This is a genomic window from Ignavibacteria bacterium (assembly GCA_017302895.1).
Classification (GTDB): Bacteria; Bacteroidota; Ignavibacteria; order Ignavibacteriales; family Ignavibacteriaceae; genus UTCHB3.
Genome location: JAFLBV010000003.1, coordinates 104,681 through 122,051 on the forward strand (window position 1 = coordinate 104,681; position 17,371 = coordinate 122,051).

At 43.1% G+C, this 17,371-nt stretch carries 13 protein-coding genes; 6 read left to right on the forward strand and 7 right to left on the reverse strand.

Features of this window, described 5'->3' with window-relative positions:
* Positions 1 to 31: 31 nt before the first annotated feature.
* Both J0L60_12720 and J0L60_12725 read left to right on the forward strand, forming a co-directional pair.
* Positions 32 to 1,861, forward strand: coding sequence for a long-chain fatty acid--CoA ligase (locus J0L60_12720; protein MBN8546986.1), 1,830 nt, complete (start codon positions 32 to 34; stop codon positions 1,859 to 1,861).
* A 21-nt stretch (positions 1,862 to 1,882) separates the two neighbouring features.
* A complete protein-coding gene (locus J0L60_12725) occupies positions 1,883 to 2,374 on the forward strand; it encodes a cupin domain-containing protein (GenBank protein MBN8546987.1) in 492 nt (163 codons plus the stop codon).
* A gap of 85 nt (positions 2,375 to 2,459) precedes the next feature.
* Here J0L60_12725 and bshB1 read toward each other — a convergent pair whose 3' ends face one another.
* The 6 genes from bshB1 to J0L60_12755 all read right to left on the reverse strand — a co-directional run bounded on the left by bshB1 (position 2,460) and on the right by J0L60_12755 (position 10,158).
* Complete coding sequence (gene bshB1 / locus J0L60_12730; protein ID MBN8546988.1) at positions 2,460 to 3,179, reverse strand: bacillithiol biosynthesis deacetylase BshB1; 720 nt, start codon at positions 3,177 to 3,179, stop codon at positions 2,460 to 2,462.
* A 10-nt stretch (positions 3,180 to 3,189) separates the two neighbouring features.
* The gene (locus tag J0L60_12735; GenBank protein ID MBN8546989.1) at positions 3,190 to 3,876 is read right to left on the reverse strand and encodes a hypothetical protein; all 687 of its coding nucleotides are present in this window, start codon (positions 3,874 to 3,876) and stop codon (positions 3,190 to 3,192) included.
* Positions 3,877 to 3,931: 55 nt separating this feature from the next.
* A complete protein-coding gene (locus J0L60_12740) occupies positions 3,932 to 4,981 on the reverse strand; it encodes a CehA/McbA family metallohydrolase (protein ID MBN8546990.1) in 1,050 nt (349 codons plus the stop codon).
* A complete protein-coding gene (locus J0L60_12745) occupies positions 4,982 to 6,559 on the reverse strand; it encodes an aldehyde dehydrogenase family protein (GenBank protein ID MBN8546991.1) in 1,578 nt (525 codons plus the stop codon).
* Between the two features lie 167 nt (positions 6,560 to 6,726).
* Positions 6,727 to 9,408: a hypothetical protein gene (locus J0L60_12750; protein MBN8546992.1), complete on the reverse strand. Its 2,682-nt coding sequence runs from the start codon at positions 9,406 to 9,408 to the stop codon at positions 6,727 to 6,729.
* Positions 9,409 to 9,585: 177 nt separating this feature from the next.
* Entirely contained in the window at positions 9,586 to 10,158 is a 573-nt protein-coding gene (locus J0L60_12755) for a hypothetical protein (protein MBN8546993.1), read from the reverse strand.
* Positions 10,159 to 10,352: 194 nt separating this feature from the next.
* Here J0L60_12755 and J0L60_12760 point away from each other — a divergent pair, with 194 nt between their 5' ends.
* The 4 genes from J0L60_12760 to J0L60_12775 all read left to right on the forward strand — a co-directional run bounded on the left by J0L60_12760 (position 10,353) and on the right by J0L60_12775 (position 14,790).
* Positions 10,353 to 11,408, forward strand: coding sequence for an NAD(P)-dependent alcohol dehydrogenase (locus J0L60_12760; protein ID MBN8546994.1), 1,056 nt, complete (start codon positions 10,353 to 10,355; stop codon positions 11,406 to 11,408).
* 184 nt (positions 11,409 to 11,592) lie between these two features.
* The gene (locus tag J0L60_12765; protein MBN8546995.1) at positions 11,593 to 12,321 is read left to right on the forward strand and encodes a hypothetical protein; all 729 of its coding nucleotides are present in this window, start codon (positions 11,593 to 11,595) and stop codon (positions 12,319 to 12,321) included.
* Positions 12,322 to 12,435: 114 nt separating this feature from the next.
* The gene (locus J0L60_12770; GenBank protein ID MBN8546996.1) at positions 12,436 to 13,170 is read left to right on the forward strand and encodes a hypothetical protein; all 735 of its coding nucleotides are present in this window, start codon (positions 12,436 to 12,438) and stop codon (positions 13,168 to 13,170) included.
* A gap of 69 nt (positions 13,171 to 13,239) precedes the next feature.
* Positions 13,240 to 14,790 (forward strand): AAA family ATPase, encoded by a 1,551-nt coding sequence (locus J0L60_12775; protein ID MBN8546997.1) that lies wholly within the window; start codon positions 13,240 to 13,242, stop codon positions 14,788 to 14,790.
* A gap of 108 nt (positions 14,791 to 14,898) precedes the next feature.
* On the opposite strand, the gene gyrA is transcribed toward J0L60_12775, so the two are convergent.
* Positions 14,899 to 17,370 carry a DNA gyrase subunit A gene (gene gyrA / locus J0L60_12780; protein MBN8546998.1) on the reverse strand — a complete coding sequence of 824 codons (2,472 nt, stop codon included), beginning with the start codon at positions 17,368 to 17,370 and terminating at the stop codon, positions 14,899 to 14,901.
* Between the last annotated feature and the right edge of the window lies 1 nt (position 17,371).

A 17,371-nucleotide genomic window follows, 5' to 3' on the forward strand; every position in this document is an offset into this window, starting at 1 on the left:
ATTTCAATTAAATGCGAGGCACAAGCAGTTAATGGGACCTTCAAGAAATTTTAAAACAATCCCTGAACTTTTCAGAATTCTTGTAGATGACTATGGCAAAGACCCTTCAAAGGTTATGCTGAAGCATAAAGTCGGCAAAGAATATGTGGATATCACTTATCAGCAGGTCAAGTCGGAAGTGGAACTGATGGCCCACGGTTTTCTCTCGATTGGAGTAAAAGAGGGCGACAAAATTGTCCTTCTTGCAGAAAACCGTCCTGAATGGATGATGCTCGATTTTGCCATACTTGGAATTGGTGCTGTGGATGTCCCCCTCTATCCCTCACTTACTCCAAATGATATCGGTTTTATAGTTAACAATTCTGAAGCCAAGGTTGTAGTCGTTTCCAATAAACTGTTGCTCTCGAAGTATCTGAAAGTAAAAGATCAATGCCCGAGTGTCGAGAACATAATTGTGATTAACGAAAAGGATGCGGATGATTCGATCTCCGGTCTCTACTCCCTCAAACAACTGCAAAAAAGGGGTGAAGAACACAGGAAATTCAGTCCGGGTCAGTTCGTCGAAATGAATTCCCGTGTGAAAGAGTATGACCTGTGTACTATAATCTACACTTCCGGAACCACCGGTGAACCTAAAGGCGTGCTTCTCACCCACCACAATATCATTTCCAATGTCCTCGCTGCCCTGGAAGTGATTGCGGTAACTCCTACCGAAGTTTTTCTTTCTTTCCTTCCTCTCTGCCACATTTTTGAGAGGATGGCGGGGTTTTATCTCGCTCTCGCGTCGGGAAGCCAGGTGGCGTTCGCTCAAAGTATCGAAACGGTCCCCCAGAACATGGTGGAAGTGCGACCAACTCTCATGACCGCTGTGCCCAGACTTTTTGAGAGATTCCATGCCCGTGTGATGAAAACTGTTGAAAGTGGATCAGAGAAAAAACAACAAATTTTCCATTGGGGACTTCAAGTCGGAAAAGATTATGTCAAAGCAAAAAAAGCCGGCAAGATACCAATGGCTCTTAAATTGAAGCATAAAGCGGCTGATGCTCTCGTGCTTAAGAAAATCAGGGAGAGAACCGGAGGCAGGTTGAAGTTCTTTGTCTCAGGCGGAGCAGCTCTTCCCGGACCAATCGGTGAATTTTTTGAAGCTCTTGGGATATTGATTCTCGAAGGTTACGGACTTACAGAGTCTTCCCCTGTGATAGCAGTAAACAGAGTTGAAGCATACAAATTCGGCGCCGTTGGTAAAATTATTCCCGGTGTACAGGTTAAGATAGTTAAGGAACATCCTGAAGATCATGATGGTGAAATTCTTGCAAAGGGACCAAACATCATGCAGGGTTACTACAAACTCCCGCACGAAACTGCCGAGACCATAAAGGATGGCTGGCTCCACACCGGCGATATCGGCTACATCGATGCCGATGGATTCCTCCTGATCACCGACCGGAAAAAGAATCTTTTCAAAACCTCGGGTGGAAAATATGTTGCCCCGACACCAATCGAAAATCTTTTCCTCGCCAACAAATATGTCGAACAGTTTGTTCTAATCGGTGATAAACGAACTTTCCTAAGCGCACTGATTGTACCCGATTATGATAATCTTAAGGATTTCGCAAAAGCCAATAATGTCGAATATGTGGATATCCCGGATTTAATTAAGAAAAAGGAAATCATTCAGCTCTACGAAAAAGAAATCGTAAACATTCAGAAACCTCTCGCGAGCTATGAAAAAGTGAGAAAATTCGCCTTGATGGAAAGAGCTTTTACGATCGAAGATGGAGAGATGACACCTTCAATGAAAATCAAAAGAAAGATTGTCGAAAAGAAGTACGCCGAGGAAATTGAAAGAATGTACGCATAGATTTGCTTCTCAGGAATAAAATTGAGACGCACTAAAGAATACTGGATCGAGAAACTTCATTTGAAGCCACATCCTGAAGGAGGTTTCTATGGTGAAACATACCGTTCTGAAGAGGAGATTGAGAAATCTGCCCTTCCCGAAAGGTATGGCAGCAACAGATCATTTTCGACTCAGATATACTTCATGCTCGTGTCGGGAAATTTCTCCGCATTCCATAAAGTAAACTCAGACGAGACATGGCATTTCTATGACGGTTCTACTGTGCTGTTGCACTGCCTCCACCCGGATAAAGGAGTTATAACAACAATGCTCGGACTTGAAGACGGTGCCGAACCACAGTTTACTGTAACTCGAGACATATGGTTCGCTGCAGAGGTTGCAGATGGCGGTGATTTTTCTCTGGTTGGTTGCTCGGTTGCGCCCGGTTTCGATTTTAATGATTTCCAACTGGCGGATAAGGATGCCCTCTATTCGCAATTCCCTCTTGATATCGTGCAGAGACTCTGCCGTTAGAATACTCAACGGACTTCAAACAGTTCTTTAAAATGGAAAAGGCTGTCTCATTGCGGGACAGCCTTTTTTAATATTTGAGCAGAAATCAATGTTTCAGTTTATGTACAAGATCAAGTTCGATTGCCTCTTCTGAATAAAAAGCCTCGCCGTAATCTTTCCCGATTCTGAATCCATACAATTTTGATCTTGATTCAATGAAGTCGAGAAAACCTTGTTTGCTGATAAATGTCTCAGGCTCTTTGTTTTTGGGGTCAAAAAACTGACTCGAGAACGCCTTTACAGATTTCATCTTTGTATCAAAGTATCCTGAAATATCAACTATAAACGAAGGCTCAAACTCATAAGTCTGCATGTAATAATAGAGAGCCGAAGGTCTGTAAGATGGTTGCATATGTTCATTTTCGAATGTGTGGATTTTTCCAACACCTGAATAGAAATATGCCTGTTTTGCGAGCTGACTCACTGCGATATGATCAGGATGCCTGTCATTAAAGTATGGCGCAAAAATAACTTTAGGCTTGTATTTTCTGATCGCATGAATAAACTTCAGCAGATTTTCGCGATTAACCTGTATCTCACCATCAGGAATGTTAAAATTGTCTCTAAACTCAGCTTTCAAAACAATTCCTGCCTGAATGGCTTCGTGTTGTCTGATCTCGGCAGAACCACGGGTTCCCAGCTCACCCCTCGTACAGTCAATTATTCCAACCTTCATCCCGTGTGATGCAAGTTTGGCGATGGTACCACCCATTGAGAGTTCGGCATCATCCGGATGTGCAGCAAAAACTATAACATCAATCTTCATCTTTATTGCCTTATTCGACTATCGACATGTAACGGTCAACTTCAGGGATAACGGTCGACTTTGCATAATCGGTTTTTAAAGTAATAAGTATATCTTTTGCTTTTTCTTTATTGTTCATTTCTATGTAAACAATTGCAGCATTCAAAAGATATTGTGCGTTCATCGGATTGTCTTTTGAGAAACTTGCTGCCTTCTCATAACCTTCAACGGCTTTTTCATATTCTTTTTTCATTTCATAATAGCCGGCTTTGCCAACTTCAGCAGCAGCTTTGAAAATCGGGTTGCTGCCGGAATAGTCATCGTAATATTTGAAAGCTTCTTCCTGTTTGCCAAGGTAGCTGTATGCGTTCGCAGCATAAATTTTTGCAGCCTCACCATTCTCTGTTCCGGAATAATCTTCGGCTATTTTTTTCAAACCGATAATTTTCTTTGCGGGATCACCGTCAATTGCCTGAAGATACGCACCTGATTCATACTGCGAAAGAACAAGCGTAAGAGCTGTTCCTGCAGCTTCATCATTCTGCTTTTTGTTAATTCCATAAAACACGATAGCTGCTATTATTATAACAAATGCAGCCAGACCGCCGAAAACAATCTTTTTATTCTCTTCGTACCAGCCGAGAACACGGTAATACAGTTCTACCGATGCTTCTCTCTTGATTTCTTTTTGTTTAAATTTGCTGACAGGTTTAGCCATTATTAACCTTTCTAAATTCTAAAAATTGCGAATAACAAAGATAACCGTAATTTCTTTAAATTCCTACACGAATATGGTTTGAAAATATCCATCCTCTCCCCCCATGATAAACTTCAACCCTGTAAACCCCTTTTTCATAAACAACAAACTCAATATCACTGCCTGTAGTCTCATCAATCACCCTGCCATTATGAACAAGTTTCATCACAGCGAGCTGAGCAGGCACGAGAACCCGCAGATTGATTTTTTCGCCATGCGGAACCGTGTCACCCATATTGTATGTTTGACCTCCGGCATCCGCAAAAAACCTGAACCCAGTCGCATCACCGTGATAGTAATTCGCAACGAAACTTCTTCCTTCTTTTAGTGCTTCAAGTATCAGTTTTTGATAATGTTTCTGAACCGCAGGGTCATCGGTCGGATACATGCGTTCAGGAAGTATCACATATGTCCTGATCGATTTATAAAGTACTTTGTAGGGGAAAACCTCCACTTCAAAAAATCCGAGCAGATTCACCCGGTGGGCATGTGCATCTATTCCACCAATGGCTGTGACTTTCCGCTTCAGGTTCAGTCTGTCCCAGACCTCGAGTGTTTCCTCCGCAGGTCGGTCAATTGTTCTGAGTGGATGTACAAAAGAATTGTATTTATTCTGCTCGGTGAGGTTTTCCATCCACTCCGACATGTGGTTCCAAATCTCAATTCCGGTGAAATCTGAAATTTCCCAGTCAGTCCAAGGATAAGGAGGGTGCTCTTCCATTGAGTCCCGCTTTTCGTGCGGGTGTGCCAAAAACCCGATTCCACCGGCATCATTAACAGCTTTTACATACTGTGCTGCCGGCATTCTTGTGGAGAAGGTTTTATCAACTCCAAAAGCGAGGTAGTGATTCTTATTCTCTTTATCATTTATCTCGCATCCCACAATAAGAAGTGTCTTGCCATAAAATCCCTCGTAACCTTCATCTTTCGCTCTTAGAGTGTTGTGATCGGTGAGAATTATGAAGTCGAGCCCCGATTCATTGGCGAGGTTCGCTATTTCACGAACTTCGCCCGAACCGTCTGAAAATTTTGAATGTATATGCAGGGATCCTGAATAAACAAACATTTAAAACTTGAACTCGTCGATTATTTTTTGCACTTCTGCTGCAGTAAGTGTTTTCTCTCCCGAACTCTCCTGGTTTTTAGTCTCTTTTTTGGGAATTTCTTTCATCGCGTTGTTCTGGTTTATCACCGGGTTACCCGCTCTTGCTCTCAGTCTTTCTTCAATTTCCTGAAGATAACTTTGCGAACGGGTAATATTATCACCCATTCCCGAGAGTGAATTTCCATGATTTACCGGATTCACCTCAAATGCAAGATGCTTTATGTTCATAAGGTGTTTGGCGCTCACATTTTCTGAAACGATGGAGCCACCCCATGTTCCTGGTCCCAATGTCAGAGATGGAAGAAGTGCTGTTGTATAGCCAACCGCCCCTATCGAGGAAACGGTATTACACAAAATTCTGAAAGCCGGTTTCTCTAATGCAAACTTCATTATAATTTCACGGTCGTTCGAATGAATCACCATTGTGTGACCTACCCCGCCGAAATGCAGGAGGTCGATACATCTATGGCAGCCTTCAAGCCAGCCGTCTACAGTATAAAAAGCAAGTATCGGAGACAATTTCTCGTAGGAAAGAGGTTCTTCCTTCCCGACTTTATCACATTCAGCCACAAGAACTTTGATATTCTCCGGAACAGTGAATCCAGCATAGTTGGCGATCCATGGGGCAGGTTTTCCCACTATTTCAGGATTTACTCTGCCACCTTTAAGAATTGCAGCCCCGAGCTTCTTTTTCTCTTCCTCATTAACAAAGTAGCAACCGGCGGATTTTGCCTCTGCAATCGCCGTTTCCCTGATTGACCTGTCAACTATCATAGCCTGTTCGGAAGAACAAAGTGTACCGTTGTCAAAGGTGGTGCCGTAAACAATATCGAGAACCGCTTTTTTAACATTGGCACTTTTCTCAATGAATGCAGGAACATTACCGGCTCCCACGCCGTAGGCAGGAGTCCCCGAACTGTAAGCAGCCTTCACCATCGGAGTGCTTCCGGTGGCGAGTATCACTGCGATGTTTTTATCTTTCATCAGGGCTTCTGTGCCCTCGATTGTCGGTGTACGGAGGCATTGAATCAATCCTTTCGGAGCACCTTCCCTCTCAGCCGCCTGTGCAACAATTGCGAGGGCTTCAGCAGTACAGTTCACCGTTCTGGGATGAGGAGAAGCAACGATGCCGTTTCTGCACTTCAGGGAAATAATAGCTTTAAACATTGCCGTTGATGTAGGATTGGTGGAAGGAACCAGTGCGGCTACAACTCCCATCGGTTCTGCAATTTTCAGTACCTTGCCGCCGTGCAAACTCTCGATTACACCACAACTTTTAAGGTCTTTTATCGATTCCCACACATTTTTTGTGGCAAACTGATTCTTTACTACCTTGTCCTGCCACTTGCCAAATCCGCTCTCTTCACAAGCCATTTTTGCGAGTTTCTCAGCAGCAGCATAACCTGCATCAGCCATCGCCTTTACAATGCGATCAACCTGATCCTGTGAGAAATGCTTGAATTCCATTTGAGCCTCTTTGGCTCTCCTCGAAAGCTCTCTTGCCTCTTGTATCGAGAGCAGGTCTTTATCAATATTCATTGAATTTCCTTAAAAAATCTCATCTCGAAATATATAGATTATTTCCCTAACTATCAATTCTATTAAATATTGAGTTGGGAGATGTTTCATTACTTCAGAACTCCTGAACCTCGGAACTCCAGTACCTCAGTATCTCGGAAGTTCAGAGGTTCTGAAACTCTGAGGTTCTACTTCACAAAAAGCATCTTATCCGAGCGGATGAACACGGGTTTCAGGTTTGCATCCCTCACGGTGAGGTTGTAGAAATAGACTCCTGATGCCATGTCATTCATCGTGCCTGTCTTTCCCGGGGTGAAATCCCTCTCATGCTCTCCGGCAGGAAGCCAGCCGTTGTTCAATACCGCAACGGTTGACCCGTTTACATCGTAAACCCTCAGGATCACCTCTCCCGGTTCTTCAAGCCTGAATCTTATTGTTGTGGATGGGTTGAACGGGTTGGGATAGTTTTGGTAGAGTACCACTCCCTTGGGTGAAAGTTCTCCTCCTTCTGCAATATCAGTCAGTACCACCGTTACACTGTCCCATTTGCTAACAAGTCCCTGATTATCCCTCGCTGTGATTTTGTATGTATAGTTTCCTGTCGGGTCAGAGATTGAATCGGTAAACATTGTGTCTCTGCCCGTATATATTCTGTTTAATTCTCCCGGGATGAAATACGGGTCTCTCCCCCTGTGAAGTGAGAATGAATTGAAATCCGCCTCTGTACCTCCCCGCCAGTGAATCTCCATCCTCCCCTCGCCTTTCAGGAGAGTGCCGGAGGCATCACCACGCGAGGGTAAAGGGGGTGAGGTGACAAGAGTAAAACTCGGTTTTTTGGGTGCCAGGTCAAGATATTCGTATCTCTGACCGTAGGGACCTCCATACCTTCCGATGTCACTTCTGGTTCCGTCAACATCAAGTATAGTCGGGTCACCGGCATCTATGAGGGGGGAATACATCTGAAGACGGTAGTTGCTGCTGTCAGTGCCTTCATACATCGGGTCATACGAGGTATAGATTAGAGTATCGGGATTAAGTTTTGAAATGTCATTGGAGATTGTGCCGTTGCCATAAAAGTTGTTGTAATTGATGCTGCCTGCAACCACATTTTCTCTGTATAAATCGAATACTACACCACATGAATCAACAGTGTTGTTTATAAAATTAATTGGTGAGTATGCTGTCCAAGGTTCTACAACATTAGTGAATAATCTGAAGATATTGTTTGCAAAAAAACCCCTCCCCAGCCCAACACCTGTTGACGCATTACCCCCAAAAGAAATCAAATTATTGTAGAATCTGGCTGTTCCCCCAAAAAGTCCTAATGCAATCGCTTTCCAATCATTGTACAGAATCAAGTTTTCGCTTATAAGTCCCGTACTCAATGATAATGTGTAAATATTTTTATACATGATGTTTGACCTTATTTCTATTGGAGGTGCAGATGTTTGATAAGCAGTTTCTATAGCTGTTTCTGCACCTGTAAATAGATTCATTGACGCTTCTCCTGTTCCTGACCACACCGATAGAGCGTACCGAAAATTACCAAGAAACAGGTTGTTACGAATTCGAACTTTTGTTATTCCTGCAGGCCATGAAATATACAAACCACTGTGATAAGTAGTAGCCTTTTTTGTTCTAAAAGTGAGGTTTTCAAGTGTAATGTTATCCCTCATGAAAAATGCATATATCTCCGAAAACTGAGGAAACCCGCTCAAATCCACAATACAACTGTCAACATCAATACCGATTATTGCAAGGTCTCTTCCCTGGTGTTCTGATACCACCTGCTCCCTGTAAACACCTGTTCCGATCAGTATCGTATCTCTACTCTCACACATGTCCACAACTTTCTGTATGCTGTCAGATGCAGTTGCCCAGGTGGTGTATGGATACACAGGGGTTGGATTCCCCGCTTTTACATAGCGGATGGTTGGTACAACAGCCCGACCGCTCCCTGAATGTGGAGTCCGTCCAGAGTGACCCTTCTCAGCAATCTCATCTTTTTTGTTGAGGTATCTTGTCTTTATATTGCTGTCCGTCTTACTGAGCATTTGGCTGTTCTTCAGCGAGAAGCGTTCCGGTATTCTATCCTTGTCTCTGCCATAAACATACCAGATTAACTCATCCATCACTTCAATATTATCGATGTAAAGTTCTCCGTGATTCACTGTGCTGATACCTTCAGGAAGTACAACTGCATACGATATATTCATCGATTTTATGCTTTGCGGATCGATTGTACCGGATGAACTGTTATTGAAACTGCTTATTATTCGCAAATCGTATGGAAGAATGATCAGCGTAAAAAACTCATCGGACAAATCGTCCCATTTTACTTCCTTCCCCGCTAATGTGACGGTTGTCGTCTTCCCCGATATGTCTGTCAGGTTCAGGTTCACCCGTAATGAACAAACCGTGATGTTCGAATCAGGCCTTCCTCCTCCCTTTAACTTAAATTGTGCCAGATATTGTATCAGCATTGAATTTGGAAGTCCCGGCAGATTTGTAAAATTGTAATCCCTTTCCTGATAAATGAAAGGACCTTCAACGAGTGTGATTTCCTGGCGGGTTTTGGTGCAGGTTGTGTCTGTCAGCCACCTTTCAGATAATTTGGTTTTGACATAACTCCCCAATTGATCGCTTATGACAGTTGTGTAATTGGAGTCACGGTTCATTCTGACAGTGCCGGGATACATACCACCACTGCCTCCTTCTGCCTCCCAGATATTATGGATAGCGTGAGAGAGTAGTTTCTCCCAGTCAATTTGGCTGTCATCGGGTTCAGATATATTCCAAAAGCTGTTTTGTGCAAAATTTTTCCCGAAAGGTATCCCGTTTGGTACCTGTGATTTTATAGTTTGTCCCAAAATGATTGAAAAAATAACACAACTTAATAAACTGTATCTACAGGTCATTGATCCGTCTTCTTTTAGTTTTTACAAATTGTTGAACCCCGGTCCCTCAGTTTCTCCAAAGTTCTGAGGTTCTGAAACTCTGAGGTTCTATTTCACAAAAAGCATCTTCCTTCTCCGGACTGCATATATCTACTCGAGTATAACGGTAAATGTTTTATGTTCCTTATCCACAAAAATTTCCTGCTTCAAGGGGGTCCTTCCTTCCTTGATGATTTTAATTTTGTGATTTCCCGGACTCAATTTCACAGGAAGATTATGATCAGTTTTCTTGAAATCCACAAAAAGTTCGGCATCGGGTGGTGATATGGTAAATGTCACTTCAATTATTCCGGGATCATTTTCAGCAAGCTTTGGCTCAATCGAATAGGGCAAAACATCCGACGGTTGAAGTGGTGGTATATTAATCAGAACGGGTTTGAACCCCGGAGCAGAGACCTCTATTACCTGATCGTGAGTATCAAATATTACGATGTACCGTTTTTCCGCTGCTTCAAAAACGGGACCAATTAAGGTATCAGTCTTGCAGGTAAATTTTAGATTATCGAGGGAAGAGTAAACTATCAGGGCAGCCCTGTTCGGAAAGATGTAGAAATCGGGTTCGCCGCCTTTATATTGTGTGGGCCCGGCTTTTAGTTCGTTTTCCTGAGAAGAGAGGGGACAGGAAAGGAGTGCCAAAATTATTAACAGGAACAGATTTTTCATAGTAATTCTCAATTAGTAAATCTCAAAATACAAAACCCCGTCAAACTAAAGAAATATCAATAAAAATATTCAGAAAACAACAAAAAACCGTGTGATCAGAAGAATTTGTGCTACCATTTTTGTGTACAGTCTGCTCTCCTGAACTTTACTATGTTTGTATCGGAAATTTTAATCACATTTAAAGCGGATGATATATGAACACAAAAACCATAAAAGCTTATGGCACAGAGACCCACGATACACCGATCCATGGTATGGAAATAAAACGGCGGGAGCTGCTACCGAACGATGTTGAGCTGGATATCCTTTACTGTGGCATCTGCCACTCTGATCTGCATCAAATCAGGAATGAATGGGGATTCACCACATATCCTGTCGTTCCCGGTCATGAGATAGTCGGAAGGGTAACCCGGGTTGGCGCGGAAGTGACAAAATTTAAGACGGGTGAACTTGCTGCCATTGGGTGTATAGCCGACTCATGCAGAAAATGTGAATATTGTGAGGAAGACCTGGAACAGTTTTGTGCTGAAGGAGTAATTTTTTCCTATAACAGTCCTGACAAGCACACAGGCTTAATGACATACGGCGGATTCTCCGAGAGTTATGTCTGTGATGAAAATTATGTACTTCGTGTACCTGAAAATCTCGACCCGGCATCAGCGGCACCACTTCTTTGCGCAGGAATTACAGTTTATTCACCGCTGAAACACTGGCACACAGGACCGGGAAAGAAGGTCGGTATTCTTGGAATGGGCGGTTTGGGACATCTTGCCATTAAGATTGCTAAGGCTATGGGTGCCGAGGTAACTGTATTTACGACTTCAGCATCGAAGATCGAGGATGCAAAAAGACTTGGTGCTGACAACGCTGTTTTATCCACCGATGCGGCAGAGATGAAGAAATATGCCAGGAAACTTAATCTCATTCTCGATACCGTGTCGGCAAAACATGATGTGAATACCTATCTCAATCTTCTAAAACTGGACGGAAGTGTCGTCATGGTCGGTCTTCCCGCAGAACCCCTCGAGATACATGCTTTCAGTGTGGTAATGGGAAGACGCAGCTTTTCGGGATCGAGCATAGGAGGAATTGCTGAAACCCAGGAGGTACTCGATTTCTGTGCAAAACACAACATTACAGCGGATATCGAAATGATTCAAATTCAGGATGTTGCCGGGGCATTTGAACGGCTCGAACGGGGTGATGTTAAGTACCGGTTTGTCATCGATATGGCTTCGCTGAAAAAATAAGCCGGGCTTAAGAAATCTGCGGTCATAATTGTTGATTTTGAGAGAATAAAAAGTGATTAAATGTAAACAGAACGCTGTTCGCTGTTAAATTTTCCTTTTTATTCTCTCTTTTTTGTATATATTCGCCTCCATATCTCAATTAATTGTCCCGCAGTTTTCATCATACAGTCGGAGGCATATTGTTATGAAAAAAATTGTACCTTTTTTAATCTTTCTTTTCTTCCCTCTTGTTTCGAACGCCCAGTACGGGGATCATCTCTCGGTTTATTTCGGCGGCGGATATGGCTTTCTTCTCAGTTCCTCAACGGGTGTTACCAAATTTGTTGACCGTTACAATTTCACGCGAAAAGCTGTTATTTCAAAACAGATGGAGACCCCCGGCATGATGTCAGGATTCTCTTTCCAGACGGGGATGAAGGGTATGGGATTGATGTTTGAACTGGGAATAACTTCAGGCAGCGGCAAAATGACATCTGAAGCCGACCCTTCCAAAGTAGCTCCGGGTAGTGCCACGAGCAGGGAAATCGACCTCAAATTCAAAGGCTACAACCTTACATTTGGTTTTCAATTTGGAGATCACGGGGTTGCCCTGGGTCCCGTAATGGATGTTTCGATCATAAATCTCTCCTTCGAAACAAAGACTAACACAAGCGGTGCCGTGGGGGATGATATCGGTACAAATGTTGGAATTGGTGCCGGACTTCAGATCGTCCTCGGTGATATGGAGGAACGGTCTTTCGAAATTGTGATTAAACCGTCATACATCTTCAGCCTTTTTGGTCCCGATTTTGAAAATCTCTATAAACGAACCGGAACAACTCCCGAAGAAAAAGATTATTTGCCTGACACAAAAGGCGGGTTTGGTGGTTTTCAACTGAATATTGGCATAAATGTCGGATTTAACTGCATTTAGATGATGCCGGATTGTTCAGCAACAGTCAGGGCGTGTACAGATAAAAAGGAAACTTTTTTTTAATCACAGAGTATATTGATTTAAACCATTAAATCCATTTAATGAGATAACGATATGCTCAAAATTTTCAAACTTTTTTGTTCCCTTTTGATTGTTTTTCCTGCCTGGTCACAGTATTACGGTAGCATAGATGCTCCATTTTCCGCCTGGGTGACGGGAGGAGCGGACTTCTATTCCATTAACTCCACCGGTCTCGAAAATTTCGCTTATCGTTTCAATTCTGACAGAACTTCAATTCATTCCACTGTGATGAAACCTCCCCAAATGCTTTCGGGCTATTTTGTCGGAGGGGGTTTCGGCGTAGACGGGGTCGTGGTAGAGTTTTTTTATGCACACCATAAGGGTTCGATGAACTCAGAGATCGATCCGCTTTTCGCGACTGACGGAAGTTTCGGCAGATCAATAGACTTAACAGGCAACACTTTTAATATCTCGAGTGGCTATCTCTTTTCGATATTTGAAGGAAGTTTTGCAGTAATCGTACCGACCTTCGAAGCCAATATTACTTCGCTCTCATTTACAACAAAGACCACCAATTCACCCAACGAGATAAAGGGGGATATCGGCACATCAACCAATATATCGATTGGAATGAGTTTCCTTCTCAATCTGACAGGGTCTTTTTACCTCTATGTAAAACCATCATATAATATTGACGCTTTTGGTCTCGACTTCCGGCCCCTCTACGAAGGCACCTCCACATATTACCGCCATTTGAGGGAAACTACAGGTTCCTTCGGTGGCTTTGAAATAAAAGCCGGTATTGCGATTGTTACGGGGTGTTTTTAGCCATTCTGAAAAAGGGGTAAAATTCAATATTTTTCAATATATTTGACGACCACAAATCTGAAAAGAAGAATGAAAAACCGCCTCCCTCTGGGACTGCAGAATTTTGATGATCTGAGACGGAAGAAGAAAGTCTATGTCGATAAGACAGCTTTTATTGCTGAATTGATATCAGATTATAAAATTGTATTCCTTTCCAGACCCCGCAGATTTGGAAAATCCCTTCTTCTTTCGACCATTAAAGAACTTTTCAGCGGAAACAGGGACTCGTTTGAGGGTCTTTATATTCATGACCGGGTTAATGTTGAAAAACTTCCTGTCATTTTGCTGGACTTTTCCTTAATAGCCAACAGTGATGCAGACACTTTCAAAAAATCGATAATCATTTACCTGCAGGAGATTGCAAGGGAATATTCTGTCGAGATTGATACAGATGTGCCACAAATGGCAATATTTCTCCTCGTAAACCGTATCCACACAGTTACGGGTAAAAAGACAGTTATCCTGATCGATGAATATGACAAGCCGATTGTTGATCACATAACCAACCCTGCCAAAGCATCGGAAAACAGAGAGATACTACAGGGTTTCTTTGGTGCCATCAAAGGTCTGGATCAGTTTATCGAGTTTCTCTTTATCACAGGGGTGAGCAAGTTTTCGAAGGTATCTCTTTTCTCGGGATTCAATCAACTCACCGACATTTCATATGATCCCAGGTTCAATGATATATGCGGCTACACCCAGGAAGAACTGCAATCTTCTTTTACCCCTGAACTCGACAAATTGAATTCCGTATTTGATGCTCCCCGTGAGAAGTTAATGGAGCAAATTAAATACTGGTATAATGGTTACAGCTGGGACGGAAAGAATACAGTTTATAACCCCGTATCGATATTGAATCTTTTCAGAATTAATGAATTTCAGAATTACTGGTTTGCAACCGGTACCCCAACATTTCTTTTAAAAAAAATAAAAGAAGATTCGGTTTTTATCCCAGAACTTGAGGCACTTACGATAGACTCAACCGGGTTGGAGTCGTTTGACATCGAAAACATCAGTCTGCGGAATCTTCTTTTACAGACAGGATATCTTACCGTTAAGGGAAAGACCTCCGGATTCTCAGGCGTTACCTACACTCTCGGCTACCCAAACTATGAAGTAAAAGATGCGTTTTATTCCTTTATATATGGATATCTGACTGAACGGAAAGTGGATGAAGTCAATTCAATCGCTGCAAGAATGAAAAAATCTCTCATTCAACAAAATCCTGACCTCTTCCTGTCTGATCTGAAATACCTTTTCGCACAGATTCCTTCCATGCTCTATATTTCAGAAGAAAAGTACTTCCATTCACTTTTTATAACCATCGCTTTTCTGATTGGTCTGAAGGTGGAATCCGAGGTGAGTACAAATATTGGACGAATTGATACTGTTCTCGAACTGGAGGATAAATATTATCTTCTCGAATTCAAATACTGTAAATCTGCTCAATCCGGAATTGATCAAATCAAAGACAAGAGGTATGCAGAGAAATATCTGCGTTCAGGGAAACAGATAATTTTCGTTTCCCTTGCCTTTACCAGACATGAAATTACCATGCAAACGGAAAACTTCCGGGAGTAATTCCCCCCCCATTACTGCATTATTGGATTATCTGCATTACTGCATAAAAAAAAAGCCCCTCCATTTCTGAAGAGGCTTAAAACATTACTGCATTATTGCATTACTGCATTAAAGAAGGGTTTCTTCCGTCTCTGCAGTATCTGTTGCATTATCATCGTCATCCGGAACTACCTTAGCGATGTCGGTAATCGAATCGTTATCCTTCAGGTTGATGATTCTTACACCCTGGGTGTTTCTTCCCATTGTGCGGATATCCTTGGCAGCCATTTTAATGACCATGCCACCTGAAGTGATGCAGATAAGTTCATCGTTGTCGTTGAGTTCCATGATCGACATCAGTTTACCCGTCTTTTCAGTGGTTTTCACGGTAATGATACCCTTTCCGCCACGGTTGGTAACACGATAATCGTTCACATCCGACCGTTTTCCATAACCTTTGTCGGTAACCACCATTACGGTGCTTGTGCGTTTGATAACGAGTGAACCGATTACGAAGTCACCTTTCTCGAGTCTGATACCGATAACGCCGGTTGCGGCTCTTCCCATGTCACGAACAGCACTCTCGTCGAAACGGATGGCTATACCGTCGTGGGTACCGATGATGATATTGTCACCGGCTTCGCAAAGCTTGGCGCTGATGAGTGAATCACCTTCATTCAGATTCAGGGCGATAATTCCGCCGCGTCTTACATTACCGTAAGCCGAGAGGACAGTTTTCTTGATAACGCCATTTTTGGTAGCCATTATCAGGTACTGATCATCCTTAAACTCTTTAACGGTTACGAAAGCAGTGATCTGCTCGTCAGGTGTTTTCTCAATCAGATTGAGGATCGACCTTCCGAGTGCGGATCTTCCGACATCGGGCACTTCGTGTACCTTGAGCCAGTAGCAGCGACCCTTGTCGGTGAAGAACATGATGTAGTGGTGTGTCGAGGCAACAAACATTGTCTCCACGAAATCACCTTCTTTTGTTCCGGCACCGGTTACACCTCTTCCGCCGCGTTTCTGTTTTCTGTATCCGCTCGCAGGGAATCTCTTGATGAAACCTCTGTGGGAAATGGTAACCACCACATCCTCTTCAGCGATCATGTCCTCGAGTGAGAAGTTTTCATAGTCATAAATGATTTCGGTTCTTCTTTCGTCGCCAAATTTGTCGCGAAGAGCTATGAGTTCCTCTTTAATGATGAGATTTCTCTTCTCTTCACTTTCGAGGATGCCTCTCAGTTTCTCAATCAGTTTGATAAGCTCTTTATATTCCTGCTCAATTTTCTTTCTTTCGAGACCGGTCAGCCTTTGCAATCTCATATCGAGTATCGCTTTTGCCTGAATCTCTGAAAGTTTGAAGCGTTCCATCAGGTTTTTCTTTGCAGTTTCGGTATCTCTCGAAGCCTTAATGACAGCAATTACCTCATCGATATTATCGAGAGCGATGATGTAACCTTCGAGAATGTGGGCTCTACGCTCTGCCGCATCGAGTTCGAAACGGGTTCTGCGAATGAGTACATCCATTCTGTGGAGCAGGAAGTGGTGCATCATTTCTTTAAGGTTGAGTACCTTTGGAGCTCCGTTCACCAGTGCGAGCATGATTACACCAAAAGTTACCTGCATCTGGGTGTGTTTGTAGAGCTGGTTGAGGACTACAGCAGGCTGAGCATCTTTTTTCAGTTCGATAACCACACGCATACCGTCCCTGTCAGATTCATCTCTTAGATTTGAGATGTGCTGAAGTTTCCCTTCCTTAACCTGTTGAGCTATTCTTTCGATAAGAGCAGCTTTATTAACCTGGTAGGGAAGTTCGGTCACGATAATGTGAATTCTGCCGTTTTTCTGTGTTTCAGTGTTTACCTTCGCACGAACGATAAGTTTTCCTCTGCCCGTGTGGTAGGCACTTTTCACTTCGGAATAGCCGTAGATAATTCCGCCTGTCGGGAAATCGGGAGCAGATACATGCTGCATCAGTCCGTCGATGTCAATTGCGGGATTGTCGATCATGGCTACAAGTCCATTAATCGTTTCTGTCAGGTTGTGAGGCGGAATGTTTGTTGCCATACCGACCGCAATACCGCTCGACCCGTTGATCAACAGGTTGGGCAGGTAAGAGGGGAGAACTGATGGCTCCTGAAGTGAATCATCAAAGTTGGGGACGAAGTTTACCGTGTTTTTGTCAAGATCGCGAAGCATTTCATCTGAGATTTTCGCGAGTCTTGCTTCGGTGTACCTCATTGCCGCTGCGGAGTCACCATCCACTGATCCAAAGTTACCCTGACCCATCACAAGCGGATAGCGGAGAGAGAATTCCTGGACCATGCGCACCATCGCATCGTAAACGGAGGAATCACCGTGCGGGTGATACTTTCCAAGCACTTCACCCACGATTCTGGCAGATTTTTTGAAGGGTCTGTTGTAGTAGTAGCCCAAATCGTGCATACCAAACAACACTCTTCTGTGAACAGGTTTCAGACCATCGCGGACATCGGGTAATGCTCTTGAAACAATTACCGACATCGAATAATCGATGTAAGAAGATTTTAACTCTTCTTCAAGTGAAACGGGAATGATTTTATCAAACATATTTGACATA

Bases quoted from the DNA above. Each gene is read 5' to 3' on its own strand.
- J0L60_12720 (MBN8546986.1), top strand. From the start codon at position 32: ATGGGACCTTCAAGAAATTTTAAAACAATCCCTGAACTTTTCAGAATT.
- bshB1 (MBN8546988.1), bottom strand. From the start codon at position 3,179: ATGAAGATTGATGTTATAGTTTTTGCTGCACATCCGGATGATGCCGAA.
- J0L60_12735 (MBN8546989.1), bottom strand. From the start codon at position 3,876: ATGGCTAAACCTGTCAGCAAATTTAAACAAAAAGAAATCAAGAGAGAA.
- J0L60_12740 (MBN8546990.1), bottom strand. From the start codon at position 4,981: ATGTTTGTTTATTCAGGATCCCTGCATATACATTCAAAATTTTCAGAC.
- J0L60_12745 (MBN8546991.1), bottom strand. From the start codon at position 6,559: ATGAATATTGATAAAGACCTGCTCTCGATACAAGAGGCAAGAGAGCTT.
- J0L60_12755 (MBN8546993.1), bottom strand. From the start codon at position 10,158: ATGAAAAATCTGTTCCTGTTAATAATTTTGGCACTCCTTTCCTGTCCC.
- J0L60_12760 (MBN8546994.1), top strand. From the start codon at position 10,353: ATGAACACAAAAACCATAAAAGCTTATGGCACAGAGACCCACGATACA.
- J0L60_12765 (MBN8546995.1), top strand. From the start codon at position 11,593: ATGAAAAAAATTGTACCTTTTTTAATCTTTCTTTTCTTCCCTCTTGTT.
- J0L60_12770 (MBN8546996.1), top strand. From the start codon at position 12,436: ATGCTCAAAATTTTCAAACTTTTTTGTTCCCTTTTGATTGTTTTTCCT.
- J0L60_12775 (MBN8546997.1), top strand. From the start codon at position 13,240: ATGAAAAACCGCCTCCCTCTGGGACTGCAGAATTTTGATGATCTGAGA.
- gyrA (MBN8546998.1), bottom strand. From the start codon at position 17,370: ATGTCAAATATGTTTGATAAAATCATTCCCGTTTCACTTGAAGAAGAG.